Origin of the sequence: Mycolicibacterium houstonense, from assembly GCF_900078665.2 — a bacterium.
Lineage (GTDB): Bacteria > Actinomycetota > Actinomycetes > Mycobacteriales > Mycobacteriaceae > Mycobacterium > Mycobacterium houstonense.
Genome location: NZ_LT546207.1, coordinates 2,813,611 through 2,840,216 on the forward strand (window position 1 = coordinate 2,813,611; position 26,606 = coordinate 2,840,216).

The following is a 26,606-nucleotide window of genomic DNA, read 5'->3' on the forward strand; positions in this document are numbered from 1 at the left end:
CCTCCCGCCGACACCGCGAACCCGCCCGTATTGGTCTGCTGCACCGAGGACGTGGCAGAGGAATCCTCACTCGTCGACGGCGCGGCCCACGCGGTTCCCGCCCCGAAACAGAGCGCCGCGACCGGACCGCCGACACAGATGCTGACGAGCTTGGCTGATTTCATCGCTGATTTCATCGCGAGCCCACCCTTCCGGGTGCACACCCAGCACCCACTTCAGGCACGGACGCGGGCGGTGAATGGTTCAATCACGTGCCCCCAGATCCATCCGGAACGGTGGATATTCGTCGGTCATCAACGACACGTACACGGCGACCCGATACCGCCATCGGACGATGCCCATCAGCAGATCGAACATGTCTTGCGAAATCGTCCCGCGCGCCAACAGCCGTACCGCCGAGATCACGCACAACACTTGCAGCAGCGCCTCCATGGCCCAGCACATGACGATCTGCGGCAGCGCCAGCAGCCACCACTTCACCAGCACCGCCCACCGGTTGAGCCGGTCGGGATAGTCCACCTCGAGGTCGCCGGGATAGTCGGCCCGCGGCGCCAGCGTGAACGGCGGGTATTTGTCGGTGCTGTTCATCGGGAACCGGTAGTTCATCACCCGCCATGACCACCGCAGCACGCCGACGTTGAAATCGAACAGGGCGCGCGGATACCGCCCGGTGAACAGGATCGCGACGCCGGCGGCCAGAACCACCAGCGGATAGACCAGGTAGAGGCCGATCAGGATCGGATAGTGCGGCACCGCCAGCGCGCACCATTTGACGAGCCACAGCCGCGGTGACGGCGCGTCGATCGACCCACGGACCCGAACCTGTCCTGCCACGGTCATGCCTTCCGGGAAGTTGTCGCGCCCGCGAGGTCCCGGCCGATGTCCGCGGCCATCCGGCGGTGGCTCGAGGCGCGTAGGAACGTCGCCAGCGCCCAGGTCATCAACCGGTCCGAGACCAGCGCCGCGGGCTTCAACACCGCCTCCCCGTGTGACACCTGCAGCGAGGCCACCCGGGCCACCACCGCAACCCGGTGCCGTCGCGTCTTTTCGTACCAACGCAGCGCGGCGGCCAGATTCTCGTTATCGCCGTTCCGGCAGTCGGCCAGCGCCTTGCACAACACCATCGTGTCGAGCAGCGCCTGGTTGGTGCCCTGGGCGAGCGTGGGCGGCATAGTGTGCGCCGCATCGCCGAGCAGCGTCATCGCTCCACGGCCCGGACCGGGGATGGGATGGCGGAAATGCGGGTACGGCGAATGGGCGAGATCGTCGTCGGTCAGCGCGGCGAGTAACCGGTCGACCGGCTCGGACCACCCGGTGAAATGGGACCGGATGGTCTCGATCGGACGGGGTGGCCGGACGAAGTCGGACGACCATGGCAGATCGAACCACCATTGCACCTCGGTGCCTCCGGCCGGCCAGAGGCCGAGGTTGCCGTGCTCGCCGATGACGATCATGGCGACATGCTGGTCGATGCCGTCGGGACGGGTGGCCAGGCCCTGCCAGCTGCACCAGCCGGTCGGCACCGCCGGTGGGGCGCCGACGATCTCGCGGATCTTGGAGTGCAAACCGTCGGCACCGATCACCAGATCGCCGTGTGCGCAACTGCCGTCGGCGAAATCGATCCGGACACCGGCGCTGCCCCTGGCCACCCCGACCACCTGCGCGTTGCACCGGATCCGTTCCGCGGGAAAGCCTTCCAGCAGCCGTTCGAGCAGCACGCGGCGCGGCACCATGCGCACCGGTGCGCCCAGCCGGTTCACGATCGCGGTGACGTCCAAAGTTGTCACCGGGCGCCCCGTCGAGGTCACCACCCGCACGGACGACAGCTGCTGACCGGCGCCGTCCATGTCGACGCCGAGCTGGCCGAGCACGGTGTCGCCGTTGGACCAGATGGTCACCGCACCGCCGCCGGCGCGCAACGCGGGGCGCTGCTCGAACACGGTGACGTCATGGCCGTCGCGGAGCAGGCCCCTGGCGATGGAGATACCACCCACCCCAGCGCCGACGACCAGGATCTTTGGCGATCCCTTCGGCGCTGGCTGCAGTTGGTGCCCGCCACGGGGCCGGTTTGGGCCCACGGCTCAATTTATGTCCGTTACCCGGCCGCTGTACAGGGCCGCCGCGGCGCGCTACCGGCGCCCGGCCAACCCGGCGGCGATCACCACGACAGGCCGGGGGAAGCGCAGCGTCGCGCACGCATCGTCGAGTGTCATCTCGATGGCCTGGGCGAACCCCGACAGATCGTCTGGTCCCACTGCCAGGTCGAGGTCCGCGCTGCCGACGAGCACCCGGGTGAGCACCACGCCGTGGGCACGGTGGACGTCGGCCATCGCCGCAACCAGGTCACCGACCACCGCGGCAGCTCCGGTGAAATCGTCGCGCCCCGAGTCGATCTCGCGGTACATCCCGACCAGGTCCAGACGGGGCCCGTTCAGGACGGCGGTCACCGCGTCGTTGTCCGACCCTGCCAGGATCACCCGTTGCCGCCGGTGCCGCACGGCACACGAGGTCAGCAGGTCGATCTGCTCGACACTGCTCGCCACCACCCGTCCCACCCCGAGGTTGGCACTACAGAACACCAGTTCGTCACCGCTGAACCCGTTGGCGTGGACCACGAGCCGCATCGGATGGATGCCCGTGCCGATCGCCACCGCGAGGNATAAAGGGTTGAAAAAGAGAAAAGGTCCCCCGGGGGCGGCACAAACGGGGGGCGGGTCCCGGCCCGGCCCCCCACCAACAGCGGCCGCCCCCTCGGGGGGCGCGGGCCCCCCCGCCGGTACCGGCGGTAGAACAGCCGGTCGAACACCGGCATGCCGAGCCGATACACGTACGGGAACAACGGGTTACGGTGCTTCATCGACCTCCACTCACCGGCCTACGCAGGGTGCACTGGTGACGCGCTGACCCTGGCCGGAGATGTTGACGTTGCCCCCACAGAGCGACGCCGCGAAGTTGCCGTCGCCGGTGATGCGCGCGTCGCTGTTCGGGATCGCGTACGAGGTGTTGTCGTTGCCAGTGACCCGGTTGGTGCTGCCGAACGCGGCGCGGACGTCGTTGTCGTCCCCTTCCACGATCGATGTGCTGTCGTCGCCGGCGAAGACGAAGTTGCGGTCGCCGTCGGCGCGGGCCGTGCTGCCGTTGATTGCCAGGACGAAGTTGCGGTCACCGTTGGCGGTGGCGGTGCTGGCGTTCTGCCCGGGCAGGTCGAACGCGACCGCGACGCTACGTCCGCTGGTGGTCGCGGTGCTGCCGCCGACCTGAGCCAGGTTGCGACCTCCCGCCGACACCGCGAACCCGCCCGTATTGGTCTGCTGCACCGAGGACGTGGCAGAGGAATCCTCACTCGTCGACGGCGCGGCCCACGCGGTTCCCGCCCCGAAACAGAGCGCCGCGACCGGACCGCCGACACAGATGCTGACGAGCTTGGCTGATTTCATCGCTGATTTCATCGCGAGCCCACCCTTCCGGGTGCACACCCAGCACCCACTTCAGGCACGGACGCGGGCGGTGAATGGTTCAATCACGTGCCCCCAGATCCATCCGGAACGGTGGATATTCGTCGGTCATCAACGACACGTACACGGCGACCCGATACCGCCATCGGACGATGCCCATCAGCAGATCGAACATGTCTTGCGAAATCGTCCCGCGCGCCAACAGCCGTACCGCCGAGATCACGCACAACACTTGCAGCAGCGCCTCCATGGCCCAGCACATGACGATCTGCGGCAGCGCCAGCAGCCACCNCGCTGAACCCGTTGGCGTGGACCACGAGCCGCATCGGATGGATGCCCGTGCCGATCGCCACCGCGAGGTCGGGACTGTTGCCCACGGCGACCGCCAACCCGTGATCGCGCGCCCACTTCGCCACGTTGTTGTCCCGCAGCGCCGCGGCGGGCAGGGCCAGCTCGACGGGATCGAGCGAGCGGCAGCACGCGGCGCATCGGCGCATCGCCTCCCGCTCGGGCGACCGCTGCAGCGTCGCCGCAGATGAGGACCACAACCCTGTCGACAATGTCACCAGAACCTTCTTCTTCACTGCGCCGCGACCGGTTGCCGCATGCGCCTGTTCTGAGTCTTCCGCCGGGACAGGGAGCCAACCAGAGTTCCTTGCGGTCCCTTGACGCAGGGCGGCGGAATATTCACGCCGCGTTGACATCTCGTGGCAACAATGCGCAGGTCAAGGGAGCCACGGTCAGTGCCGGGCGCGGATATCGGTGGTGCGCGCACTGCTCGTCCAAGACGTCACCGAGCGCGTCGGCCACGCGGCGCAGTGCCCACGGCCGCAGGTACAACAGGCCACCGTCCAAGCCCGCCAGGCTGATCCGGCCCAGTACCAATGAATACCTGCGCCGGATCATCGCCATATCTGCGAGGGCGGTGCGCAGCGCCCCGAGCCCGATCGGATCGTCCGACGGCTCGGCCGTGCAGTGTAGGCCGATCAGTTCGAGCTGACGATGTCGCAGCACCTCGGCGGCCACGCTGGGTAACGCGTCGCCCGCAATGGCGAGCACCTGCTCGACCCGCTGGGCGCCACGTGCGATGGCCGTGGCCTGCTGCGCCGTGTCGATCACAAACCTCGCCGCGTCCCCGGTGCCGGCCCGGGCGATCGCCGCCCCGTTACGCGGATGCATGACGAGCTGGGCCGGCCGAATACCCGCCGCCAGAGCCAGGTTGAGTTCGGCGGCGGTCGCGACGTCGACGGTGACGCGGTGCCGGCGCATCCATGCCGCCGTCGAGTGGAAACCGAGCAACTCGCCGGGGAAACTCACCGACAAGCCTTTGAACGCGTTGCGCCACAGCGCACACCGTCGCAGCACCACGGTCTCGTCCAGCAGCGCACGCGGCCGCTCGATGAACTGAGTGGTCACGCCGCGCTCCGTCCCCCGATGGCGACGGTGGTGGACAACACCACCAGCGGCCTCGGGAACCTCAACGTTCCGCAGGCGTCGTCGAGAGACAGTTCGATGTCTGTGGCCAGCCTGCGCAATTCGGCCGCCCACACGTGATCGGAGATGACCCGCCCACTGCCAAGACCGAGCCTGGTCAACAAGACACCGTGGTTGCGGCGGATCTGCGTCATCTCGGCGATCATCTGCCCGATCGCGGCCGGGTAGCTGATGAAATCGTCGCCACCGCCGCCGACTTCACAATGCAGCCCAACCAGATTGAGCCGGTCGTGCCCGATGACCGCCCGCATCACAGCATCGGACTCGAAGCTGTCGAACCGGAATCCACCGGCACCGGCGACGGCACGCATCTTCACGCTCGTGTCGCACATCCGGATGATGACGTCCTGCTGTTGCACGACAACCGATCTCAGTACCTCGACGTCCTGTACTGTGCCGGCCACGATGTGGCCGAACCCGAGGGCGGTGGCGGCACGCAGCTCTGACTCCGACAAGGCGTCGGCGAAAACCGTGACCCGCGACAGCGGAATGCTCGCCGCGACCACGGTCGCGATGTCGGCGGCCGAACGCACTTCGACGCTCACTCGATGATCTCGGGCCCACCTGGCCACGATGCGATCACCGAGGACCGCTGCGGGTACGGGCACTTCGGACGAGCGGAACGTTTTCCGGTAGTCCTGGTACCGGCTCAGAACCTCACCCTCGCCCAGATCGCGCGGACTTCGGAGGCCGGCGTTTCCCTTCACTGCCGCGCGGGCGCGCGCCGTTTGTGCGGACAACACATGCGTCAGGAAATCCGAGAGAGTCACCGGGAACGTTTCTTCCTCATCGAGGCCGCGGCCCGCTGCCAGCGGCCATGATCTGACGGTCCTCCGGCCGACACACGACGACCAGGGTTTTAGCGCTCTCTTGACGCCGCCTGGCACAACCTTGACGGCGCCTTGATCGCCTCGGTCAACTGAAGCGCGTCAGACTGCGCCCCAGGGTAGGCGAAATCTCCTGCGCACCATGGACGTTGTTCACCACGCCCAGCGCCAGCAGGATGACAGCGACGATTACCGAGAGCGGCAGCAGATCCGGATCACCGTGCGCACCAAATCCACCCAGAAGTTACCGAGCTCCTGGTTCTGATACTGTGCCAGCCCGCGGATCAATGTCACCGCCACGCACATGCCGACCGCGAGGCTGCCGAAAGCCTGCACGCCCAGACCTGCCACCAATCCGACGTGGCCCAGAGTCGATTCACCCGGATAGTTCTGCCAACTGGTATTGGTCGTAAATGAAATTGCGGTGTTGAACGCTAATGCCGGCGTCATGCCTTAATGACCCCATGGTTCGGGCAAATGCACCTGTAATAGCAGCAGCGCGTACAGAAACACCACACTGACGGCCGAAAATGCCAGTACCGCAGTCAGATAGCCGCCCCAGCGCTGCTGTCCGTCGGCCTCGACCCCGACCAGACGGAAGATCATCCGCTCGACCCGCCAGTGACCGTCGGCGGTGTACACCCGGGCCAGGTAATTGCCCAGGGGGACATGCAAAAACACGACAAGTGCGGCGATCGCGGCCAGTTGCCCCCAGGCCGCCATCCCCCAATGCGATGGATCGTCGATGGCTCCAGCTCCTCCACACAGTGAGTTACCGGCCACACGCTAGGGACCGGCGCCGGACGAATTCGACACCGATTACGCAATTCCTACACCGGAACCGGGCGTGGTTGACGCCATCTTTACGCCGCCGGAAGCCGGTCGTGGGGCTGCCGGGAAAGAACCCGTAAAGGTCGGGCGGGCGAGCGTAAAGAAGACATAAAGATCATGGCCGGCAGGCCGCGGCGGACGGAGCCTTGAGCAGTCGCCGAGATCCGGCGGCCCTGTACGTGTGGGAGTTCCCATGTCCGTAGTGGTGTTCGTGGTGCTGACGGTGGCGATCTTCGCGCTGCTCGGCCTGGTCCAGAAGTTGGTCGAGCGACTGTGAGCTACGAAAACGTCGTCGGCCTGGTTCTGGCGATCCTGATCGCGCTGTTTCTCTTCGCGGCGCTGCTGTTTCCGGAGAGGTTCTAGTGACTACTACAACCGCGGGGATCGTCTTCCTCGCCGTCCTCGTCATCGCGGTGGTCGCGGTCCATGTTCCGCTCGGCGACTACATGTACCGCGTGTACACCTCGGACAAGCATTCCCGCGCCGAGCGAGTCATCTACCGGATGATCGGTGCCGATCCGAAAGCCGAGCAGACCTGGGGCGCCTATGCCCGCAGTGTGCTGGCCTTCTCGGCGATCAGCCTGCTGTTCCTGTTCACCTTGCAGCTGGTGCAGGGCAGGCTGCCGCTGCACCTGAACGACCCGGCGACGCCGATGACCCCGGCGCTGGCCTGGAACACCGCGGTCAGCTTCGTGACCAACACGAACTGGCAGGCCTATTCGGGTGAATCCACACAAGGCCACGTCGTCCAGATGGCAGGCCTGGCGGTGCAGAACTTCGTCTCGGCGGCGGTCGGCATGGCGGTGGCCATCGCGTTCGTGCGCGGCCTGGTCCGGCGCAGCACCGGCGACCTCGGTAACTTCTGGGTGGACCTGGTGCGCGGCACTCTCCGTATCCTGCTGCCGATTTCGATCATCGGCGCGCTGGTCCTGGTGGCCGGCGGCGCCATCCAGAACTTCGACCTGCACAACCAGGTGGTCAACACACTCGTCGGCGGCAGCCAGACCATTCCGGGCGGCCCGGTGGCCAGCCAGGAGGTCATCAAGGAACTCGGCACCAACGGCGGTGGCTTCTTCAACGCCAACTCCTCGCACCCCTTCGAGAACCCCACCACCTGGACGAACTGGGTGGAGATCTTCCTGATCCTGCTGATCCCGTTCTCGTTGCCGCGCACGTTCGGCCGCATGGTCGGTAGCCCCAGGCAGGGGGTGGCCATCGCGGCGGTGATGGGCGTGATCGCGACGATCAGCGTCAGCTTGATGATGCTGTTCCAGCTGCAGGCGCACGGCACCGTCCCGACCGCGGTCGGCGCGGCGATGGAGGGCGTCGAGCAGCGCTTCGGCGTCGCCAACTCCGCGGTGTTCGCCGCCTCGACCACGCTGACCTCGACCGGCGCGGTGGACTCGTTCCATGATTCCTATACGAGCCTGGGCGGCATGATCACGATGTTCAACATGCAGCTGGGTGAGGTCGCCCCCGGCGGTGTCGGCTCCGGCCTGTACGGCATGCTGATCCTGGCGATCATCACGGTGTTCATCGCCGGCCTCATGGTGGGCCGCACGCCGGAGTATCTCGGCAAGAAGATCACGCCCCGCGAGATCAAGCTGGCCGCAACCTATTTCCTGGTGACTCCGCTGATCGTGCTGACCGGCACCGCGCTGGCGATGGCGATGCCCGGCCAACGGGCCGGCATGCTCAACACCGGCCCGCACGGCCTGTCGGAAGTGCTGTACGCGTTCACCTCGGCGGCCAACAACAACGGTTCTGCCTTCGCCGGCCTGAGCGTCAACACCGAGTGGTACAACACCGCGCTGGGCCTGGCCATGGTGTTCGGCCGCTTCCTGCCGATCATCCTGGTGCTGGCCTTGGCCGGATCGCTTGCTCGCCAAGGCAAGACCCCGGAGTCCATCGGCACCCTGCCCACCCATCGGCCCCAGTTCGTCGGCATGGTCGCCGGCGTGACCCTGATCCTGGTCGCCCTCACCTTCTTGCCCATGCTCGCGCTCGGGCCCCTTGCTGAAGGAATTCACTGACATGTCAAGCGTTAACCCCACCTCCGTCGGCGACCGTCACACTGGAGTGGCTCCCGACGGCGACAGCCACTCCAGCGTGACAACGAGCGCGGCGGCCGGCGCCAAGGGCTCCGCTGCGGGCTCGACTGGCTCACGCATCAAGGGCGGCCTGCTGGATCCGAAGATGTTGTGGAGCTCGATGCCCGATGCGCTGCGCAAGCTCGACCCGCGCACGCTGTGGCGGAACCCGGTGATGTTCATCGTCGAGATCGGCGCGGTGTGGAGCACCGTGTTGGCCGTCGTGAATCCGTCGTGGTTCTCCTGGCTGATCGTCATCTGGCTGTGGCTCACGGTGATCTTCGCCAACCTGGCCGAGGCCGTCGCCGAGGGCCGCGGCAAGGCCCAGGCCGAGTCACTGCGGAAGACCAAGACCTCCACCATGGCCCGGCGGTTGACCGGCTGGGCGCCGGGTGTCCCGGGTCGCGAAGAAGAGGTCGCCGCGCCTCTGCTGCAGCAGGGTGACGTCGTGGTGGTCGAGGCCGGCCAGGTGATTCCGGGCGACGGAGACGTCGTGGAAGGCATTGCCTCAGTGGATGAATCGGCGATCACCGGCGAATCCGCACCGGTGATCCGCGAGTCCGGCGGCGACCGCAGCGCCGTCACCGGCGGCACCACCGTGCTGAGCGACCGCATCGTCATCCGGATCACCCAAAAGCCCGGTGAGAGCTTCATCGACCGGATGATCAACCTGGTCGAGGGCGCCAACCGGCAGAAGACGCCGAACGAGGTGGCGCTCAACATCCTGCTGGCGTCGCTGACGATCATCTTCGTCTTCGCCGTCGCGACCCTGCAGCCGCTGGCCATCTTCTCCAAGGCCAACAATCCGGGCGTCGCGGACAGCTTGGCGCTCAACGGTGACGGCATCACCGGCATCGTGATGGTCTCACTGCTGGTGTGTCTCATCCCGACCACCATCGGGGCGCTGTTGTCGGCGATCGGCATCGCCGGGATGGACCGGCTGGTGCAGCGCAACGTGCTGGCCATGTCGGGGCGCGCCGTCGAGGCCGCCGGCGACGTCAACACCCTGTTGCTGGACAAGACCGGCACCATCACACTCGGAAACCGGCAGGCCGCCGCGTTCGTACCGCTGTCGGGAATCACCCCGGAGCAGCTCGCCGACGCCGCCCAGCTGTCGAGTTTGGCCGACGAAACCCCCGAGGGCCGTTCGATCGTGGTGTTCGCCAAGCAGGAGTACGGCCTGCGCGCCCGCACTCCCGGTGAGCTCGACCAGGCCCACTGGGTCGAGTTCAGCGCCAACACCCGCATGTCCGGGGTCGATCTGCCCGGCGACCACCGACTGCGCAAGGGCGCGGCCGGCGCGGTCGCGGAGTGGGTGCGTTCCGAAGGGGGCCGTGTCCCAACCGAACTCGGCGACATCGTCGACGGCATCTCTGCCGCGGGCGGCACCCCGCTGGTGGTCGGCCACACCGTCGACGGCAAGTCCGAGGTGCTCGGCGTGATCCACCTCAAGGACGTCGTCAAGCAGGGCATGCGGGAACGCTTCGACGAGATGCGCCGGATGGGCATCCGCACCGTGATGATCACCGGCGACAATCCGTTGACCGCCAAGGCGATTGCCGACGAGGCCGGGGTGGACGACTTCCTGGCCGAGGCTACGCCCGAGGACAAGATGGCGCTGATCAAGAAGGAGCAGGCCGGCGGCAAGCTCGTCGCGATGACCGGCGACGGCACCAACGACGCGCCCGCCCTGGCCCAGGCCGATGTCGGCGTCGCGATGAACAGCGGCACCTCGGCGGCCAAAGAGGCCGGCAACATGGTCGATCTGGACTCCGACCCGACCAAGCTCATCGAGATCGTCGAGATCGGCAAGCAGTTGCTGATCACGCGCGGGGCGCTGACCACGTTCTCGATCGCCAACGACATCGCCAAGTACTTCGCCATCATCCCGGCGTTGTTCGTGGCGTTGTTCCCCGGGCTGGACCTGCTCAACATCATGCGGCTGCACAGCCCGCAATCGGCGATCCTGTCCGCGGTGATCTTCAACGCGATCATCATCGTGGTGCTGATCCCGTTGGCGCTCAAGGGTGTCCGCTACACCCCCAGCAGTGCCTCCAAGCTGTTGAGCCGCAACCTGTACGTCTACGGTCTCGGCGGCATCATCGCGCCGTTCATCGGTATCAAGCTGATCGATCTCGTCGTCCAACTCTTCCCGGGAATGTGACATGAATATCTCCAACCTGGTTCGCCAACACACCGCGGCGCTGCGCGCACTGCTGGTGCTCACCGTGATCCTCGGCATCGGCTACCCCGTATTCATCTGGCTGGTGGCCCAGATCCCAGGCGTGCGCGGGAACGCCGATGGATCGCTGGTCGAGGTGAACGGAAAACCGGTCGGCAGCAGCCTGATCGGCCAGTCGTTCACCGACGCCGACGGCAACCCGCTGCCCCGGTATTTCCAGAGCCGCCCGTCCAACGCCGGCACCGGCTATGACCCGATGTCCAGCGGCGCGGGCAATCTCGGCCCCGAAAGCATCGTCGATCAACCCGACAAGCCCAGCCTGCTCACCCAGGTGTGCCAGCGCAGCCTCGCCGTCGGCGAACTCGACGGGGTCAGCGGTGCCCGCCCGTTCTGCACCGGTGGCGGGGTCGGTGCCGTGTTGTCGGTGATCGGTCCCCGCGATGCCCGCGGCAACGTCATCCACCCGACCCAGGTGGTCAGCGTCAACGAGCCGTGCGACACCACCAGGACGCCGTTCCTCAATACCTACGAGGGCGTGCGGGTCGAATGCGCCAAGGCCGGTGAGGACTACAGCGTCGGGCTGATCGTCCCGGTTCCCGGCAGCGCGCCGGTCAATCCCGCGGTGCCGGCCGACGCGGTCACCGCCAGCGGCAGCGGGCTGGACCCGCATATCTCGGTGGCCTACGCCGAGCTGCAGGTGAACCGGGTGGCCAAGGCCCGCGGGATGAGCCCCGACGCGGTGCGTCAGCTGGTCGCCGACCACACCGAAGGCCGCACCCTGGGTGTCTTCGGCGAACCGCGGGTCAACGTGCTCGAACTCAACATCGCCCTCGACTCCCGCTAGGCGCGAGGATGATGGTCTTGTGAACACGCCGTCGTCGAGCCCCGCCAAACGCGGTGAGCTGCGCATATATCTCGGCGCCGCACCCGGCGTCGGCAAGACCTATGCGATGCTCGGCGAAGCGCACCGCCGCCTCGAACGCGGCACTGACGTGGTGGCGGCGGTGGTGGAGACGCACGGCCGCAAGAAGACCGCCGGCTTGCTCGACGGCATCGAGATCATCCCGCCGCGCTACGTCGAGTACCGGGGCGGGCGGTTTCCCGAACTCGACGTGCCCGCGGTGCTCGCCCGCAATCCGCAGGTGGTGCTGGTCGACGAGCTCGCCCACACCAACACCCCGGGTAGCAAGAACCCGAAGCGCTGGCAGGACGTCGAGGAACTGCTCGACGCGGGGATCACCGTGATCTCGACGGTCAACGTCCAGCACCTGGAAAGCCTCAACGACGTGGTCACCCAGATCACCGGAATCGAGCAGCAGGAGAAGGTTCCCGACGAGGTGGTGCGGGCCGCCGACCAGATCGAGCTGGTCGACATCACCCCGGAGGCGCTGCGCCGCAGGCTGTCCCATGGCAACGTCTACACGCCCGAACGTATCGACGCCGCACTGTCCAACTACTTCCGGCGCGGAAACCTCACCGCCCTGCGCGAACTCGCCCTGCTGTGGCTGGCCGACCAGGTCGATGCGGCGCTGGCCAAGTACCGGGCCGACAACAAGATCACCGATACCTGGGAAGCCCGCGAGCGCGTCGTCGTCGCGGTCACCGGCGGCCCCGAATCGGAAACCTTGGTGCGCAGGGCATCTCGGATAGCCTCGAAGTCGAGCGCCGAATTGATGGTCGTACACGTCGTTCGCGGGGACGGACTGTCCGGCGTCTCGGCCCCGCAGATGGGGAAGGTCCGCGAGCTCGCGACCAGCCTGGGCGCCACCCTGCACACCGTGGTCGGCGACGACGTGCCGGCGGCCCTTCTCGATTTCGCGCGCGAACGCAACGCCACCCAGTTGGTACTAGGCACCTCGAGACGCTCCCGCTGGGCCCGCATGTTCGACGAGGGCATCGGCGCCACCGTCGTGCAGCAGTCCAACAAGATCGACGTCCACATGGTGACCCACGAGCAGGCCCGCCGCGGGTTCACCTGGTCGTCGGCCACGCCGCGGCAGCGCCACATCGCGTCCTGGCTTGCGGGCCTTGTGGTGCCGTCGGCAATCTGCGCCGTGACGGTGCTGATGCTCGACAACTTCCTCGGCGTCGGCGGCGAGAGTGCACTGTTCTTCGTGGGCGTGCTGATCGTGGCGCTACTGGGCGGCGTGGCACCGGCGGCGTTGTCGGCGGTGCTGTCGGGCTTGCTACTCAACTATTTCCTGATCACACCGCGGCACACCTTCACCATCTCCGACCCGGACAGCGCGCTGACCATCGTGGTGCTGCTGGCCGTCGCGGTGGCGGTCGCCGCTCTGGTCGACGGCGCGGCCAGCCGGGCCCGGGAAGCCAGGAGGGCCTCGCAGGAAGCAGAACTGCTGACCCTGTTCGCCGGCTCGGTGCTGCGCGGCGCCGACCTGAACACCCTGCTGGAACGGCTGCGGGAAACCTACTCGCAGCGCTCCGTCAGCCTGCTGCGGGAGTCCAACGGGGAGGCGCGCATCGTCGCCTGTATCGGCAAGGATCCGTGCGTACAGGTCGAGACCGCGGATACCGCAATCGAAGTCGGTGACGACGAATTCTGGCTGCTGATGGCCGGGCGCAAGCTGGCCGCCCGTGACCGGAGGGTGCTCAGTGCGGTCGCCAAGCAGGCGGCCGGTCTGGTCAAGCAACGCGAGCTCACCGAGGCGGCCGGAAAGGCCGCCGCCATCGAGCAAGCCGACGAACTGCGCCGCTCGCTGCTCTCCGCCGTCAGCCATGATCTGCGCACCCCCCTGGCCGCGGCCAAGGCCGCCGCCTCGAGCCTGCGCAGCGAGGACATCGACTTCTCGGACGAGGACACCGCGGAACTGCTGGCCACCATCGAGGAATCCGTCGACGCGCTCACTGCCCTGGTCGGAAACCTGTTGGACTCCTCACGGCTGGCGGCCGGGGTGGTACGGCCCGAGCTGCGTCGGGTGTATCTGGAGGAGACCGTGCAACGCGCGCTGCTGGGAATCAGCAAGGGCACCACCGGATTCACCCGCGAAGGATTGGATCGGGTGAAGGTCGACGTCGGTGATGCGATGGCTATGGCCGACTCCGGGCTGCTGGAGCGGGTACTGGCCAACCTGATCGACAACGCCCTGCGCTACGCGCCCGACGGCCCCATTCGCGTCACCGCCGGGCAGGTGGCCGACCGGGTGCTCGTCGCGGTGATCGACGAAGGGCCCGGAATGCCGCGCGGCGCCGAGGAACAATTGTTCGCGCCGTTCCAGCGGCTCGGCGATCACGACACCTCGATCGGCGTCGGTCTGGGTCTGTCGGTCGCCCGCGGCTTCGTCGAGGCCATGGGCGGAACGATATCGGCCACCGACACCCCCGGCGGTGGATTGACCGTCGAAATCGACCTCGCTGCACCGCCGAAGGATGAATCCGCATGACGCCCAGCAATGCCGCCAAGACCCGCGTTCTGGTGATCGACGACGAACCGCAGATCCTGCGTGCGCTGCGGATCAATCTGTCGGTGCGCGGCTACGAGGTCGCGACTGCCGCCACCGGGGCCGACGCGCTGCGCAGCGCCGCCGATCATCGGCCCGATGTGATCGTGCTCGATCTCGGCCTGCCCGATATGTCGGGGATCGACGTGTTGGCCGGGCTGAGGGGTTGGCTGTCGGCACCGGTGATCGTGCTCTCGGCCCGCACCGATTCCTCCGACAAGGTGGAGGCTCTCGACGCCGGGGCCGACGATTACGTCACCAAACCCTTCGGCATGGACGAGTTCCTGGCCCGGCTGCGCGCGGCGGTGCGTCGCGGCGCCGCGGCCTCCGAGACCGACGAGCCCGTCGTCGAAACCTCCTCGTTCACCGTCGATCTGGCGGCCAAGAAGGTGACCAAGAACAACACCGAGGTCCACCTCACCCCCACCGAGTGGGGCATGCTGGAGATGCTGGTCCGCAACCGGGGCAAGTTGGTCGGCCGCGAAGAACTGCTGCGCGAGGTGTGGGGTCCGGCCTATGCCAAGGAGACCCATTACCTGCGGGTGTACCTCGCACAGCTGCGCCGCAAGCTCGAGGACGATCCGTCACAACCCGTGCACCTGCTGACCGAGGCGGGCATGGGATACCGCTTCCAGGAATGACTTTCCCTTCGGCTACCGCGAACCCACGGTGAGTGCCAGCACCGCCCGGTTCAGGCGACGGCGCGGCCTGCCGAGCAGGCCGCCGTCGGCCAGCGCGGCACGGGCCGCGTTGCGCCCGCAGATTCCGTGCACGCCTCCACCCGGTGTGGCGCCCGCGCTGCCCAAGTAGACGTTCGGCACCGGAGTCTCGGCCCGGCCGAAACCGGGAGCCGGGCGGAAGATCAACTGCTGGAACAGCTGTGAGGTGCCACCATTCACCGCGCCGGCGTGCAGGTTCGCATCCTCGGCTTGCAGATCGGACGGCCGCTGGATGCTGCTGCCGACGACCCGGTCCGCGAAGCCGGGGGCGTGCTCCTCGATCACCTGCTCCACCGTCCGGGCCAACCGCGCCGCGGAGTCGTCGTCGGCCAGGCCGCGCGGCAGATGCGTGTAGGCCCAAGCGCTTTCGGTGCCGAGCGGCGAACGGCTGGGGTCGGCGGTCGACATCTGCCCGAACAACATGAACGGTCGCCGCGGCAGCGTGTCGGTGTTCAGATCGGCCATCCACCGGATCAGACCGTCCCGATCGGCTCCCAGGTGGACCGTACCCGCGTCGTGCAGGCTCTTGGACCGCCACGGCACCGGCGCGTCCAGCGCGTAGTTCAGNGGCGCCGGCCGAGCGGGCCCGGTTCACCAGCGCCGCCGCCAGTTGCCCCGCGCCGCCCACCGGCACCGGCCAGCCACCGTCCTGCGCCATCATCACGAGCAGATAACCCATCACTCCGCTACCCGGTGCGTCGATCGGCACATCGGCGTGCATCGCGTTGCCCAGCAACAGTAATCGAGCCGCTTCGCCATCGAACAACTGCTCGGCCAGGACACCGGCCGGCAGTAGCAGCAAGTGCGCCAGGCGCAGCGCCTCGGTGGTGCCGAGCTTGCGCAACAGCCCCACCGGTCCACGCACGGGCGGAAACGGCGCGAACAACGTCGACACGAGATCCGCGCGGATCTGCTGCCATTGTTCGAACAGCCCGTACCAACGCTGGCCATCACCGGGTTGACGACGATCCAATTCATCTGCCGTGCGGTCGATCTCGCGATAGATCACCGGGGCGTCATCATCGTCGGCGGCGCGCGGGTGGCCCACCACCGCCGGCGCGTGCGTCCACTGGAGCCCGTGGTCCTCCAGATGCAGCGCCTGCAGCGCGGGAGACACCACCGACAGCGGGTAGAAGGCGCTGTAAAGGTCACTGGTGTAGCCCGGGAACAACTCGGCGCTCTTCACCGCTCCCCCGGGTTCGGGCTGGGCCTCCAGCACCACCACATCCCACCCCGCATCGGCCAGCATCGCCGCGGCGACCAGCCCGTTGTGCCCGGCACCGATCACCACCGCGTCCGCGGTGTCACGGGTCATTCCGGCTCGGTCCGACGCTCGGCCAAGGCCACCAATCGTTCGGTGCATTCCCGGTTGCGGGGGTAGACGGCCATCAGGGCCAGCCGGCGCGGTATCCAGTTGAGCGGCCCGCCGACCGGCACCTCGGCCATCTCGACGCACGACCCGGTGGGAGTGTCACTGAGCCGCAGCACGATTCGTGCCATGCCGAAGGGCCGGGTCTTGGCCAACAGCACGAGTTCCTGCGTGGGCGTGCAGGACTCCACCTCGGTCTCGTCATTGAGCACCACGGGCCAGACCCCGATCGTGTGGTGGATACGGCTGCCCGGGGCCGGCCAGCTCGGGTCGACCGCGCGCATCCGGGTGTTGCCCACCACCCACTGGGAGTAGGTCCACCCGTCGGCGATGACGTCCCAGACCTGTTGCCTGGTCGCAGTCGTCTCGCGTTTGACGGTCAGGGGGCTGTCCACAGCGGCCGGAGAAGATTCCATGGCGCACGGTCCTTTCGGGTTCAATGGCGTGCCGCAGGACTGGATATGAGCCGGCTCACCGCCGCCTTCACCGAATCCGGCAGCACCCGGTTGGCCAGTCCCAGGGCCTTGGTCGGCACCGATGCGGCGACGACCTTGCGCCGGCCCCGCATCAGCGCGTCGTAACCCTGCTTGGCCACTGCGGCCGGATCGTCCTTGGGCCCCTGCCCCGCCACGGTGTCCTGCATGTGGCCGCGCCGGAAGAAGTTGGTGTCGGTGGGACCGGGCATCAGAGCGGTGACGAAGACGCCGCTGTCCCGGAACTCGTCGTGCAGTGCCTCGGACAGCGACTGGATGTACGACTTGGAGGCGTTGTAGACGGTTTGCAGCGAGCCGGGCATGGTCGCGGCGATCGACGAGGTGAACAGCACCTTGCCGGTTCCGTGTGCCGCCATGTCGCGCAGCACGAGCTTGGCCAGCTGGGTGGTCGACCGCACGTTCAGGTCGACGATGCCCAGATCGGTCTGCAGATCGCCCTCGACGAACGGCCCGGCACGTCCCGCGCCGGCGTTGAGTACGGCCACATGGAGGTGGCGCGCGCCGTCGGTGGCGCCCTGGGTCGCCGCGTAGTACAGCTGGTCGACGTCATCGGGGTTACGCAGATCGGCCTGGATGGCGCGGGCACTCACGCCGCTCGACCCGAGTTCCTCGGCACGGGCGTGGATGGCCTCGTCGTCGGCCACCAACACCAGGTCATACCCGTCGGCGGCGAGCAACTTGGCCAGCTCGTACCCGATACCGCTGGACGCGCCGGTCACCAGTGCCAGTGGAGAGGTGTCAGACATGCCCGCTGGGCTACCCGGCGGTGGCCGGGTCAAACCTGTCCGCCGTCCGCAGACAAAAGAGCACCGCTTGTCGATCATTTGCCGGGTTGCACGCCCGTTGCAAGTGACGCAGATTACGGTTTGCGCTATGTCCGGTTACCGTGCCTTGTTCGAAGCCAGCATCAATGACCCAGCCACTTTTTGGGCCGACGCCGCCAAGGCGGTCACCTGGACCACCGAGCCGCAGCGCGTACTGGACGACACCAACCCGCCGTTCTACCGGTGGTTCCCGGACGCCGAGCTCAACACCTGCGCCAACGCCCTCGACCGGCATGTGGCCGAACGCGGCGACCAGACCGCGCTGATCTACGACTCCCCCGTCACCGGCACCAAGGCCACCTACACCTACCGCGAGTTGCGCGACGCCACCGCCAAGTTCGCCGGCGCCCTGCGTGGGCTCGGGGTCGGCAAGGGCGACCTCGTCGTGATCTATATGCCGATGGTTCCCGAGGCGGTCATCGCGATGCTGGCCTGCGCCCGGCTCGGTGCCGTGCACTCGGTGGTGTTCGGTGGGTTCGCCGCACACGAGTTGGCCACCCGCATCGACGACGCCCGCCCGGTGGCGGTGGTGAGCGCCTCCTGCGGTATCGAGCCGACACGCGTCGTCGAGTACAAGCCGATGCTCGACACCGCCCTGGAACTCGCCGAGCACAAGCCGCGGGCGTGCGTCATCCTGCAACGCGAGCAGTGCCCGTGCCAGCTGGTCGACGGGCGCGATCACGACTGGCAACAGCTGATCGCCGGCGCCGAACCGGTCGATCCGGTGCCGGTGGCCGCCACCGACCCGCTGTACGTGCTCTACACCTCGGGCACCACCGGCAAACCGAAGGGCATCGTCCGCGACAACGGCGGACATGCGGTGGCGCTGTTGTGGAGCATGCGCCACATCTACGACGTGGCGCCCGGTGAAGTGTTCTGGGCCGCGTCCGACGTCGGCTGGGTGGTCGGCCACTCCTACATCGTCTACGCCCCGCTGCTGCTGGGCGCGACAACCGTTCTGTACGAAGGCAAACCGGTCGGCACGCCCGACGCAGGCGCGTTCTGGCGGGTGGCCGCCGAGTACGGCGTCAAGGCACTGTTCACCGCCCCGACGGCGATCCGCGCGATCAAGAAGCTCGACCCCGAGGCCGCTCTGCTCGCCGACTACGACCTGTCCGGCCTCAAGTATCTGTTCCAGGCCGGCGAGCGACTCGACCCCGACACCTATCACTGGGCCTCGGACAAACTCGGTATCCCGGTGGTCGATCACTGGTGGCAGACCGAAACCGGATGGGCCATCGCGGCCGACCCGATGGGCGTGGAAGCCCTGCCGATCAAGGCCGGTTCGGCCACCGTGCCGATGCCCGGCTATGACGTGCAGATCCTGGGCGCGGACGGCACACCGTGTGAGCCCGGCGAGGAAGGCGCCATCTGCATCAAGCTGCCGCTGCCACCGGGCACGCTGCCGACGCTGTGGGGCGACGATCAGCGCTACGTCGCGTCCTATCTCTCGGCGTTCCCCGGGTATTACCTGACCGGCGACGGCGGCTACATGGACTCCGACGGCTACCTGTTCGTGATGGGCCGCACCGACGATGTGATCAACGTGGCCGGACACCGGCTCTCGACCGGGTCGATCGAGGCGGTGCTGGCCGACCATCCCTCGGTGGCCGAGTGCGCGGTGATCGGAGTCGCCGACGAGCTCAAGGGACAGGTGCCGCGCGGCTTCGTGGTGCTCAAGGCCGGCGCCTCAGCCGAGAGGATCACCGACGAGCTGATCGACCGGGTACGCGAAAGCATCGGCGCAGTGGCAGTTTTCAAGAAGGTCGACGTGGTAGCCGCGCTGCCGAAGACCCGGTCGGGCAAGATCCTGCGTAAGACCATGCGCGGTATCGCCGACGGCCTCGACGAGCCGGTGCCGTCGACCATCGAGGACCCCGCCGTGCTGGACGCCCTCAAGGACGTGCTGCGGCCCTGACGCTCCCGCGGGGTACTAACGGGCGGCGCGGCGCCAGGCCCGGTTGCTCAGCAACCGCAACCCGTTGAGCGCGACCAGGATGGTCGACCCCTCGTGCCCGGCCACGCCGAGCGGTAACGGCAAGTGCCCGAACAGGTCCCAGGCGACCAGCACCGTGATGGCGGTCGCCGCGATCGCCAGGTTGGCGATGACCATCCGGCGGGCCCGCCGCGCCAGGGCGACGACGGTGGGAATGGTGGACAGCTCGTCGCGGATGGTGACGACGTCGGCGGTCTCCACCGTCAGGTCGGCCCCGGACCGCCCCATCGCCATCGACGTGTGCGCCGCCGCCATCGCCGGTGCGTCGTTGACCCCGTCGCCGACCACCAGGACCCGCAGTCCGTCGGCCTCGAGTCGTTGCACCGCACTCGCTTTGTCGTCGGGCAGCAGTTCGGNCGACGGCGCGCACCCCGCGGCCGGGCAGGGCGGTGAAGTCCGTGGCGCCGGGCACCGCGATGCCGCGCTCCTTGGCCTCGGCGACGATTGCCCGCCCCAGCGGATGCTCACTGAATTGTTCTGCTGCTGCGGCTTTTTCGATCAGCTGTTCATCAGAGGACGCGTCGAGTGCCACCACCGACGCCACCTGTGGTGCCCCTGCGGTCAGCGTCCCGGTCTTGTCCAGGGCCACCACGTCGGTGTCGGCCAGCCGCTCCATCGCGACAGCGGACTTCACCAGCACACCATGCCTACTGGCGTTGGCGATCGCGGACAGCAGGGGCGGCATGGTGGCCAGTACCACGGCGCACGGTGATGCGACGATCATGAAGGTCATGGCGCGCAACAGGGTTGAGCGCAGGTCGGCACCGAGCAGCAGTGGCACCACGAACAGCGCCACGGTCGCGATCACCACGATCACCGAGTAACGCTGTTCGACCTTCTCGATGAACAGCTGCGTTTTCGCCTTGGTGGCCGACGCCTCGGCGACCATCGCCACGATGCGGGCCACCACGGTTTGGGACGGGTCGTGCGTGACGGTCACCCGCAGCGCCCCAGACCCGTTGAGGGTGCCAGCGAAGACCTCGTCACCGGTCTGTTTGGGCACGGGCAACGGTTCCCCGGTGATCGACGATTGGTCGACGTCCGACGATCCGGCGGTCACGGTCCCGTCGGCGGAGATCCGCTCGCCCGGCCGGACCATGATGTGGTCACCGGGCCGCAGCACGTCGGCGGCGACAGCGTGTTCGCCGCCGTCGGAGGTCACCAGCGTCGCGCTGTCGGGGGCGAGATCGAGCAGACCCCGCACGGACCGCTCGGTGCGGGTGGTCGCGACGTCCTCGAGTGCACCTGAGGTCGCGAAGATGACGATCAGCAGGGCGCCGTCGAACACCTGCCCGATGGATGCCGCACCGATCGCCGCCAGGATCATCAGCAGGTCCACATCGAGCGTCCGCTCGCGCAGTGCCTGCAGCCCCGCCCACGCGGGTCCCCAACCGCCGGTGGCATAGCAGGCCAGATACAGCGCCCACCACACCGGTCCGGGCGCCCCCGCGAGCTGCGCCGCCAGCCCGGCCAGGAACAGGACCAACGCGGCGGCCGCCCATCGCACCGACGCCACCGACCACAGCCAGCCCAACGACCCACCGGGCGCCGGGGTGGGACGGCTGCGTGCCGGTGTGGGCGCCAATGCGGTCATGAAACGTCTCCCGTCAGATGCAACAACGCACACCTTTATACATGTATAGATTGAAATGTATCAATCGATACTTGCTTGCCATGCTTGAATGAATGCCATGGGTCACGGAGTTGAGGGGCGCGCGACGCCCGCGGCATCGCTCGATGCGGCGTCGGCGGCCAAGGTGGCCGAGACCCTTCAGGCCCTGGCCTCCCCCAACCGGTTGCTGATCCTGACCCGGCTGCGGGAATCGCCGTGCTCGGTCACCGAGCTGTCCGCGGCGGTCGGGATGGAGCAGCCGGCGGTTTCCAACCAACTCCGGCTATTGCGGGCACTCGGCCTGGTGACCGGCGACCGCTCCGGCCGCAATATCGTTTACCGGCTGTACGACAACCACGTCGCACAACTGCTCGACGAAGCGATCTACCACATCGAGCATCTGCGACTCGGCGCCCGCGACACCACCGCCTGAGCCCGGAAGCCGCTGCGGACAAAGAGTTTCACCGAGTGTTCACCGTGGCACACCGCCCCGGACGAGCAGCACGGCAAAAACCCGCGCCAGTGTCGGAATCCTTTATTTTCACGGTGGCCCGAACTATTGTGAAGTCGTTATATGTTGATGTCCGCCCATACTCGGGAGTTTGCTACCGGCCCTACCGGTGGTACCCGAACAGTGAGGAGTTGAACAACGATGCGCATGGCAACCAAGGGATCGTGCACCTGTCGCTGCAATGCCTGCGATGGTGGCCACCACTGCGGAAACCCCCCGAACTGCAACGCACGGCGCTGACGCCCGCGGTGACCTGTCGCCCGGGCGACCGGCGACAGGTCACCACAGGTACCTGATCCGCCGCCTCGACCTCCGACCCCGACCTTCCCGATCGCCACCGATCGGTCGTGCGATCTCGCGTTCCCTCACGCCTCTGCGTTCCTCCCACTCCCCTGCAGCTTCCCACCTTCCGCGCCTGCGCTGACCTATGCTGCGGCGTGTGCTCACCGCGCTGACCTGGGGACTGGTCGCTGCCTCCTCGCTGCTGCTCGGCGCCGTCGCGGGTGTGATCCGGGACTGGAACCCACGCCTCGTCGGCCTCGTCCTGGGCTTCGGCGCAGGCGCACTCATCTCCAGCATCTCCTTCGAACTCGCCGAGGAAGGTTTCCGCGCCAGCGGCGCGTGGGCCGTGGCGCTCGGCCTGGCGATCGGCGCGGTGGTGTTCTACCTCGCCGACAAGGCAGTGGATCGACTGGGCCGCAACGGAACCCAGACGGCCGGACTACCTCTGCTGCTGGGCGCGCTGCTCGACGGCATCCCCGAGCAGGCCGCGCTCGGCATCGGTATCGCCACCGGCGCCGGCGTCAGTCTGGCACTGGTGGTGTCCATCTTCGTCTCGAACCTGCCCGAGGCCATCGGATCGGCCAGCGACATGAGAGCCGCGAACGAGCCGACGCGCCGGATCGTGGGCGGTTGGGCCGCGATCGCCGCGCTGTGCGCGCTGGCCACCGTCGGCGGCTACCAGCTGCAGAATGTCGCCGGCGCCCAATTCCAGGGTGGGATCAACGGTTTCGCCGCCGGAGCACTGCTGGTGATGCTGGTCGGCTCGATGATCCCCGAGGCCACCGAGAAGGCGGGCGAAAATGCCGGCCTCGCCGCGGTACTGGGATTCGCGGTCGCGGCCGGACTTTCCCTGGCCGGCTGAACGGACCCAGGGATAGGTTCGGCTGGTGACTGCGCAGTGGCACCTCGGACCCGTCAGCGTCGGGGTGCACAACCTGTTCGTCGCCCTGGGGGTGCTCACCGCGCTTCTGGTGTTCATCGCCGAGGCGCGGCGCCGCGGCGCGGTCAACGAGCAGTCCGTGGTCGCCGCGGCCGGAGCGCTGATCGGCGGCGCGATCGGGATGAGGCTGACGGGCTGGCTGCGGCATCTCGATCTCAGCGCCAACCCGAGCCTGGCCCAGGCCTGGGAATTCGGCTCCCGCAGCATCCTGGGCGGCCTGCTCGGTGCCTATGTCGGGGTACTGATCGCCAAGCGCCTGGGCGGCTACCGGGGCAAGACGGGCGACCTGTTCGCGCCGGCGGTGGCTCTCGGTATGGCGGTCGGCCGGATCGGCTGCCATCTCACCGAAGCCCCCGGCCGGCCCACCTCTCTGCCGTGGGGCATCCATGCACCGGCCGATACCCCCGAATGCCCGGGTTGCCTGACCGGCGCTGCGATGCACCCGTCATTCCTGTACGAAATCGCGTTCCAGCTGGCCGCATTCGCCGTGCTGTTGTGGCTGCGCCCCCGAATCGGCCGGCCCGGCGAGCTGTTCGTGCTCTACGTCGCCGGCTACGCGGTGTTCCGGTTCCTCGTCGAGTTCGTCCGCGCCAACCAGACGGTGTGGCTGGATCTGACCCGCCCGCAATGGTTCCTGCTGCCATCGTTGCTGATCCTGGGATTTCGGCTGTGGTACGGCTACCGCCGCGGGTACTATCGCAAACCAGCCCACCCTCAGGAGGTGCCCGCATGACGACACCGCCGCCCGGCCCACCTGACGACACGCCTCCGCACGGTGACGGCCCTGACAGCTTTGAGCCGCAAGGCATTCCGCCCGGCTACCACGGGCCACCGCCATCCAGCTACCCGGTCTACCCGTATCCACTGGACTACCCGGCCGGCCCACCGCCGCAGCAGCCGCGCCAGCGGCGGATCTCCACGGTCACGGTCCTGCTCGGGCCGTTGATCTTTGTCGTGCTCAATGTGATCGTCGGATTCAGCACGGTCATGATGACCGGATGGGCCGACAGCGCCGGCATCAGTTCCGACGTGGTCCTGGGCCTAGGCGCAGCGCTGCTGGCACTCCTTGCTTTCGGCGGGGGCGCCATGATGCTGCGGTCCACCAGCGCGGACACCCGGGGTCTGGGCCTGGGTCTGATGGTCGGCTGGGCACTGACCTCGCTCGTCACCGCCGGCATCTGCACCGGCGTCAATCCCACGATGTATCTATGAGCGCGGGAATGGCGTTGCGTGGCGACCGGCTGCACCGGTATGTCACTGCCTTCTGCCCACACTGTCACGACGAGGCTCCCGAGCGCCCACTGGCCGACGTGGCCCGCCTGTCCGGTGTCCTGGTGGAGCGGGACGGGCAGATCTGGCTCGAACGCGGCTGCCGCACACACGGATTGGTCCGCACGCTCTACGATGAGGATCCCGAGATCTTGTCCTACCTGGAGGAGTGGACCGCCCCGACCAAGGCCCACACGCCTGACGTCGCGGGCAATTTCGACCCGATCCCGTCGGCCTACCTGCGCGGCCTGCCCGAGATGCAGACCCAGCACACCTGCATCCTGCTCGAGGACATCGCCGAGACCTGTAACCTGCGTTGCCCGACCTGCTTTACCGACAGCTCACCCGATCTGCGCCATGTGGTGCCCACCGCCGATGTGCTGGCCAGTGTCGACCAGCGATTGGCCCGGGAGAACGGCCGCCTCGACGTCTTGATGCTCAGCGGCGGGGAACCGACCCTGCACCCGGACCTGGCCGCATTGCTCGAACAGCTGGTGGCCCGGCCGATCACCCGGATCCTGATCAACAGCAACGGTATCCGCATCGGCAGCGATGACGCGTTGCTCGACCTGCTGACCGCACACCGCGAGCGCGTCGAGGTATATCTGCAGTACGACGGTCTGTCCGAGCGCGCACACCGCCATCACCGCGGCGGTGATCTGCGCAGGGCCAAGCACCAAGCCCTCCAGCGACTCTCCCAGCGGGAGATCTTCACCACCCTTGTGATGACCACCGCGCTCGGAGTCAACGACGACGAGATCGGCGACATGGTCCGGCTCGCCCTCGACACGCCCTACGTCGGTGGCCTCACCATCCAGCCCCAGTTCGGCTCCGGCCGTTCCGGCACGATCGACCCGCTGCACCGGCTCACCCACACCGGAGTGCTCAAACGGCTGGGACCGCAGACCGGCGGCGCGGTCACCTGGCGCGATCTGACCGCGCTGCCGTGCTCTCATCCGCACTGCTGCTCGGTGGGTTACCTGGTGCGCGACGACGGCGGGCAGTGGCGCTCCCTGGTCTCGCTGATCGGCACCGACAGCCTGAAAGAGAAGCTCGGCCTCGTGTCCAACCGGATCGCCGACACCGAGATCCCACGGCAGCTGCGCATCGCGGTCCAGGAATCCCTGCTCGGCCTGCTTTCCGAGCAGTCGTCCCTGTCGCACCCACAGATCGGCGATGTGTGGCGGGCCATCTGTGAGAGCTGCGATCTGGGTATGGGGACGCTACTGACGCTGGCGTCGTCGGCACTGCCCGGCCGCCGCCGCAAGGTCCGCCGACTGCTCGGTGAGCGGGTGGTCCGGCTGACGGTCAAGCCGTTCATGGACATGTCCACGATGATCGAGGAACGCCTGACTCAGTGCTGTGTGCACGTCGGCACCCGCTCCACACAGCATCAGTGCGCCCCGTTCTGCGCCGTGCAGGCCTGGCCCGCGCTCGGCCGGCAACGCCTGTCGCTGTCGGCCGGACAGGCCTTACCGCTCATCGAGATTCGATGAGCCTGCGACGACGCACACCACGATGATTGCGCTGGTGGCGGCGATCGTGATCGGCGCAAACGAACGGACCCGCAACCCCCCGGCGGCGCGTTGCTGCCAGGCACCAGTGGCAGAAACTGTGAACTACTGTTCCTAACCGTCCTCTTAAGCTGCTAACTTCGCTTGAAGTGGGTGTCCCACTGCCGGGGGCCTGCCACCTTTTTTGGACCAGTCAGGAGTGAATGCCTTGAAGATGACCAATCTCAGTACGGCCTTCGCCGCAGCGGCCATTGCCGCCGCAGCGATCGTCGCCAGCGCCCCAGGTGCGTTGGCCGACGACAGCGCTGTCACCACCGCCTCGCTCGGTAGCCAGGCCAAGCTCGACAACGGCAATGTGGTTCAGGGCTGGACGATCACCGATCTCAAGCCCAGCACCGACACCATCGACTACCAGCCCCGCGGCACCCTCTGGGAAGTCACCGCCACCAACGAGGCTCTCGAGGGCTCGGTGACGCCGATCGTCTCCAACTTCAACATCCGCGCGGCTGACGGCAAGAACTACCGCGCGCTGTTCCAGGTTGCCAGCCCGCAGGGCGTCAACCCGGCCACCATCGCGCAGGGCCAGAAGACCAGCGGCAAGATCTACTTCGACGTGACCGAGGCCGAGCCGACCACCGTCGTCTACAACGCCGGCGGTCGCGACCTGCTGGTGTGGGACAAGGCCAGCGCTCCCGCGGCTGCACCCGCCGCCGCCGGTGCCCCCAAGCGTCCGGCCCCC

Annotated in this window: 22 protein-coding genes and 4 pseudogenes; 14 read left to right on the top strand and 12 right to left on the bottom strand. The window is 67.6% G+C overall.

The annotated features are described in order from the left end of the window. Positions 1-243: 243 nt before the first annotated feature. From BN4332_RS14195 to BN4332_RS14230, 8 genes and pseudogenes are all read right to left on the bottom strand, one after another. Positions 244-834: a DUF4389 domain-containing protein gene (locus BN4332_RS14195; protein WP_435405160.1), complete on the bottom strand. Its 591-nt coding sequence runs from the start codon at positions 832-834 to the stop codon at positions 244-246. A gap of 2 nt (positions 835-836) precedes the next feature. After that, the gene (locus BN4332_RS14200; RefSeq protein ID WP_066899048.1) at positions 837-2,015 is read right to left on the bottom strand and encodes an FAD-dependent oxidoreductase; all 1,179 of its coding nucleotides are present in this window, start codon (positions 2,013-2,015) and stop codon (positions 837-839) included. A gap of 114 nt (positions 2,016-2,129) precedes the next feature. Then, entirely contained in the window at positions 2,130-2,651 is a 522-nt protein-coding gene (locus BN4332_RS14205; protein ID WP_066899031.1) for a type III PLP-dependent enzyme domain-containing protein, read from the bottom strand. Positions 2,652-2,867: 216 nt separating this feature from the next. Beyond that, the gene (locus BN4332_RS14210) at positions 2,868-3,449 is read right to left on the bottom strand and encodes a hypothetical protein (protein WP_160110858.1); all 582 of its coding nucleotides are present in this window, start codon (positions 3,447-3,449) and stop codon (positions 2,868-2,870) included. A gap of 67 nt (positions 3,450-3,516) precedes the next feature. Next, positions 3,517-3,744 (bottom strand): annotated as a pseudogene (locus tag BN4332_RS14215) (DUF4389 domain-containing protein); the annotation flags it as partial. A 398-nt stretch (positions 3,745-4,142) separates the two neighbouring features. Next, positions 4,143-4,871 carry a hypothetical protein gene (locus BN4332_RS14220; RefSeq protein ID WP_066899033.1) on the bottom strand — a complete coding sequence of 243 codons (729 nt, stop codon included), beginning with the start codon at positions 4,869-4,871 and terminating at the stop codon, positions 4,143-4,145. Further along, positions 4,868-5,836, bottom strand: a complete 969-nt coding sequence (locus BN4332_RS14225) for a type III PLP-dependent enzyme domain-containing protein (RefSeq protein ID WP_084459278.1) — start codon at positions 5,834-5,836, stop codon at positions 4,868-4,870. Before BN4332_RS14225 ends, BN4332_RS14220 begins: the two co-directional genes overlap by 4 nt. Before the next feature lie 129 nt (positions 5,837-5,965). Beyond that, a pseudogene (locus tag BN4332_RS14230) lies at positions 5,966-6,499 on the bottom strand (potassium-transporting ATPase subunit KdpA). Between the two features lie 289 nt (positions 6,500-6,788). Here BN4332_RS14230 and BN4332_RS33230 point away from each other — a divergent pair. The 7 genes from BN4332_RS33230 (at position 6,789) to BN4332_RS14260 (ending at position 14,978) form a co-directional block, all read left to right on the top strand. Then, positions 6,789-6,884, top strand: coding sequence for a potassium-transporting ATPase (locus BN4332_RS33230; RefSeq protein WP_235654091.1), 96 nt, complete (start codon positions 6,789-6,791; stop codon positions 6,882-6,884). Beyond that, positions 6,881-6,970, top strand: a complete 90-nt coding sequence (locus BN4332_RS33235; protein ID WP_066899037.1) for a potassium-transporting ATPase subunit F — start codon at positions 6,881-6,883, stop codon at positions 6,968-6,970. Before BN4332_RS33230 ends, BN4332_RS33235 begins: the two co-directional genes overlap by 4 nt. Continuing rightward, positions 6,970-8,640, top strand: coding sequence for a potassium-transporting ATPase subunit KdpA (gene kdpA / locus BN4332_RS14240; protein ID WP_066899038.1), 1,671 nt, complete (start codon positions 6,970-6,972; stop codon positions 8,638-8,640). Before BN4332_RS33235 ends, kdpA begins: the two co-directional genes overlap by 1 nt. 163 nt (positions 8,641-8,803) lie before the next feature. After that, on the top strand, positions 8,804-10,861 hold the full coding sequence (gene kdpB / locus BN4332_RS14245) for a potassium-transporting ATPase subunit KdpB (RefSeq protein ID WP_235654274.1): 2,058 nt from the start codon (positions 8,804-8,806) through the stop codon (positions 10,859-10,861). A gap of 1 nt (position 10,862) precedes the next feature. Continuing rightward, complete coding sequence (locus BN4332_RS14250; RefSeq protein ID WP_066899039.1) at positions 10,863-11,723, top strand: potassium-transporting ATPase subunit C; 861 nt, start codon at positions 10,863-10,865, stop codon at positions 11,721-11,723. 19 nt (positions 11,724-11,742) lie between these two features. Further along, complete coding sequence (locus BN4332_RS14255) at positions 11,743-14,280, top strand: DUF4118 domain-containing protein (RefSeq protein WP_066899040.1); 2,538 nt, start codon at positions 11,743-11,745, stop codon at positions 14,278-14,280. Continuing rightward, on the top strand, positions 14,277-14,978 hold the full coding sequence (locus tag BN4332_RS14260) for a response regulator (protein WP_066899041.1): 702 nt from the start codon (positions 14,277-14,279) through the stop codon (positions 14,976-14,978). Before BN4332_RS14255 ends, BN4332_RS14260 begins: the two co-directional genes overlap by 4 nt. 12 nt (positions 14,979-14,990) lie before the next feature. Here BN4332_RS14260 and BN4332_RS14265 read toward each other — a convergent pair. The 3 genes and pseudogenes from BN4332_RS14265 to BN4332_RS14275 form a co-directional block, all read right to left on the bottom strand. After that, positions 14,991-16,371 (bottom strand): annotated as a pseudogene (locus BN4332_RS14265) (phytoene desaturase family protein). Next, positions 16,368-16,841, bottom strand: a complete 474-nt coding sequence (locus tag BN4332_RS14270; RefSeq protein WP_066899042.1) for an SRPBCC family protein — start codon at positions 16,839-16,841, stop codon at positions 16,368-16,370. The pseudogene BN4332_RS14265 and the gene BN4332_RS14270 overlap by 4 nt, the downstream one beginning before the upstream one ends. 20 nt (positions 16,842-16,861) lie before the next feature. After that, on the bottom strand, positions 16,862-17,665 hold the full coding sequence (locus tag BN4332_RS14275; RefSeq protein ID WP_066899043.1) for an SDR family NAD(P)-dependent oxidoreductase: 804 nt from the start codon (positions 17,663-17,665) through the stop codon (positions 16,862-16,864). A gap of 127 nt (positions 17,666-17,792) precedes the next feature. Between BN4332_RS14275 and BN4332_RS14280 the strand changes: the two genes are divergently transcribed. Next, positions 17,793-19,661 carry a propionyl-CoA synthetase gene (locus BN4332_RS14280; RefSeq protein WP_066899044.1) on the top strand — a complete coding sequence of 623 codons (1,869 nt, stop codon included), beginning with the start codon at positions 17,793-17,795 and terminating at the stop codon, positions 19,659-19,661. A 15-nt stretch (positions 19,662-19,676) separates the two neighbouring features. On the opposite strand, the pseudogene BN4332_RS14285 reads toward BN4332_RS14280, so the two are convergent. Next, a pseudogene (locus BN4332_RS14285) lies at positions 19,677-21,333 on the bottom strand (heavy metal translocating P-type ATPase). Positions 21,334-21,430: 97 nt separating this feature from the next. Here BN4332_RS14285 and BN4332_RS14290 point away from each other — a divergent pair. The 6 genes from BN4332_RS14290 to BN4332_RS14320 form a co-directional block, all read left to right on the top strand. Beyond that, positions 21,431-21,784, top strand: a complete 354-nt coding sequence (locus BN4332_RS14290) for an ArsR/SmtB family transcription factor (RefSeq protein WP_066899045.1) — start codon at positions 21,431-21,433, stop codon at positions 21,782-21,784. A 517-nt stretch (positions 21,785-22,301) separates the two neighbouring features. Beyond that, positions 22,302-23,006 carry a ZIP family metal transporter gene (locus tag BN4332_RS14300; protein ID WP_066899050.1) on the top strand — a complete coding sequence of 235 codons (705 nt, stop codon included), beginning with the start codon at positions 22,302-22,304 and terminating at the stop codon, positions 23,004-23,006. Positions 23,007-23,031: 25 nt separating this feature from the next. Continuing rightward, positions 23,032-23,817, top strand: a complete 786-nt coding sequence (locus BN4332_RS14305; RefSeq protein ID WP_066899046.1) for a prolipoprotein diacylglyceryl transferase — start codon at positions 23,032-23,034, stop codon at positions 23,815-23,817. Continuing rightward, positions 23,814-24,296, top strand: coding sequence for a hypothetical protein (locus BN4332_RS14310; protein WP_235654093.1), 483 nt, complete (start codon positions 23,814-23,816; stop codon positions 24,294-24,296). The genes BN4332_RS14305 and BN4332_RS14310 overlap by 4 nt, the downstream gene beginning before the upstream one ends. Beyond that, entirely contained in the window at positions 24,293-25,849 is a 1,557-nt protein-coding gene (locus tag BN4332_RS14315) for a radical SAM protein (RefSeq protein ID WP_066899047.1), read from the top strand. The genes BN4332_RS14310 and BN4332_RS14315 overlap by 4 nt, the downstream gene beginning before the upstream one ends. 232 nt (positions 25,850-26,081) lie before the next feature. Next, positions 26,082-26,606 (top strand): MPT63 family protein (locus tag BN4332_RS14320; RefSeq protein WP_435405161.1); only part of this gene is annotated, 525 nt, incomplete at its 3' end.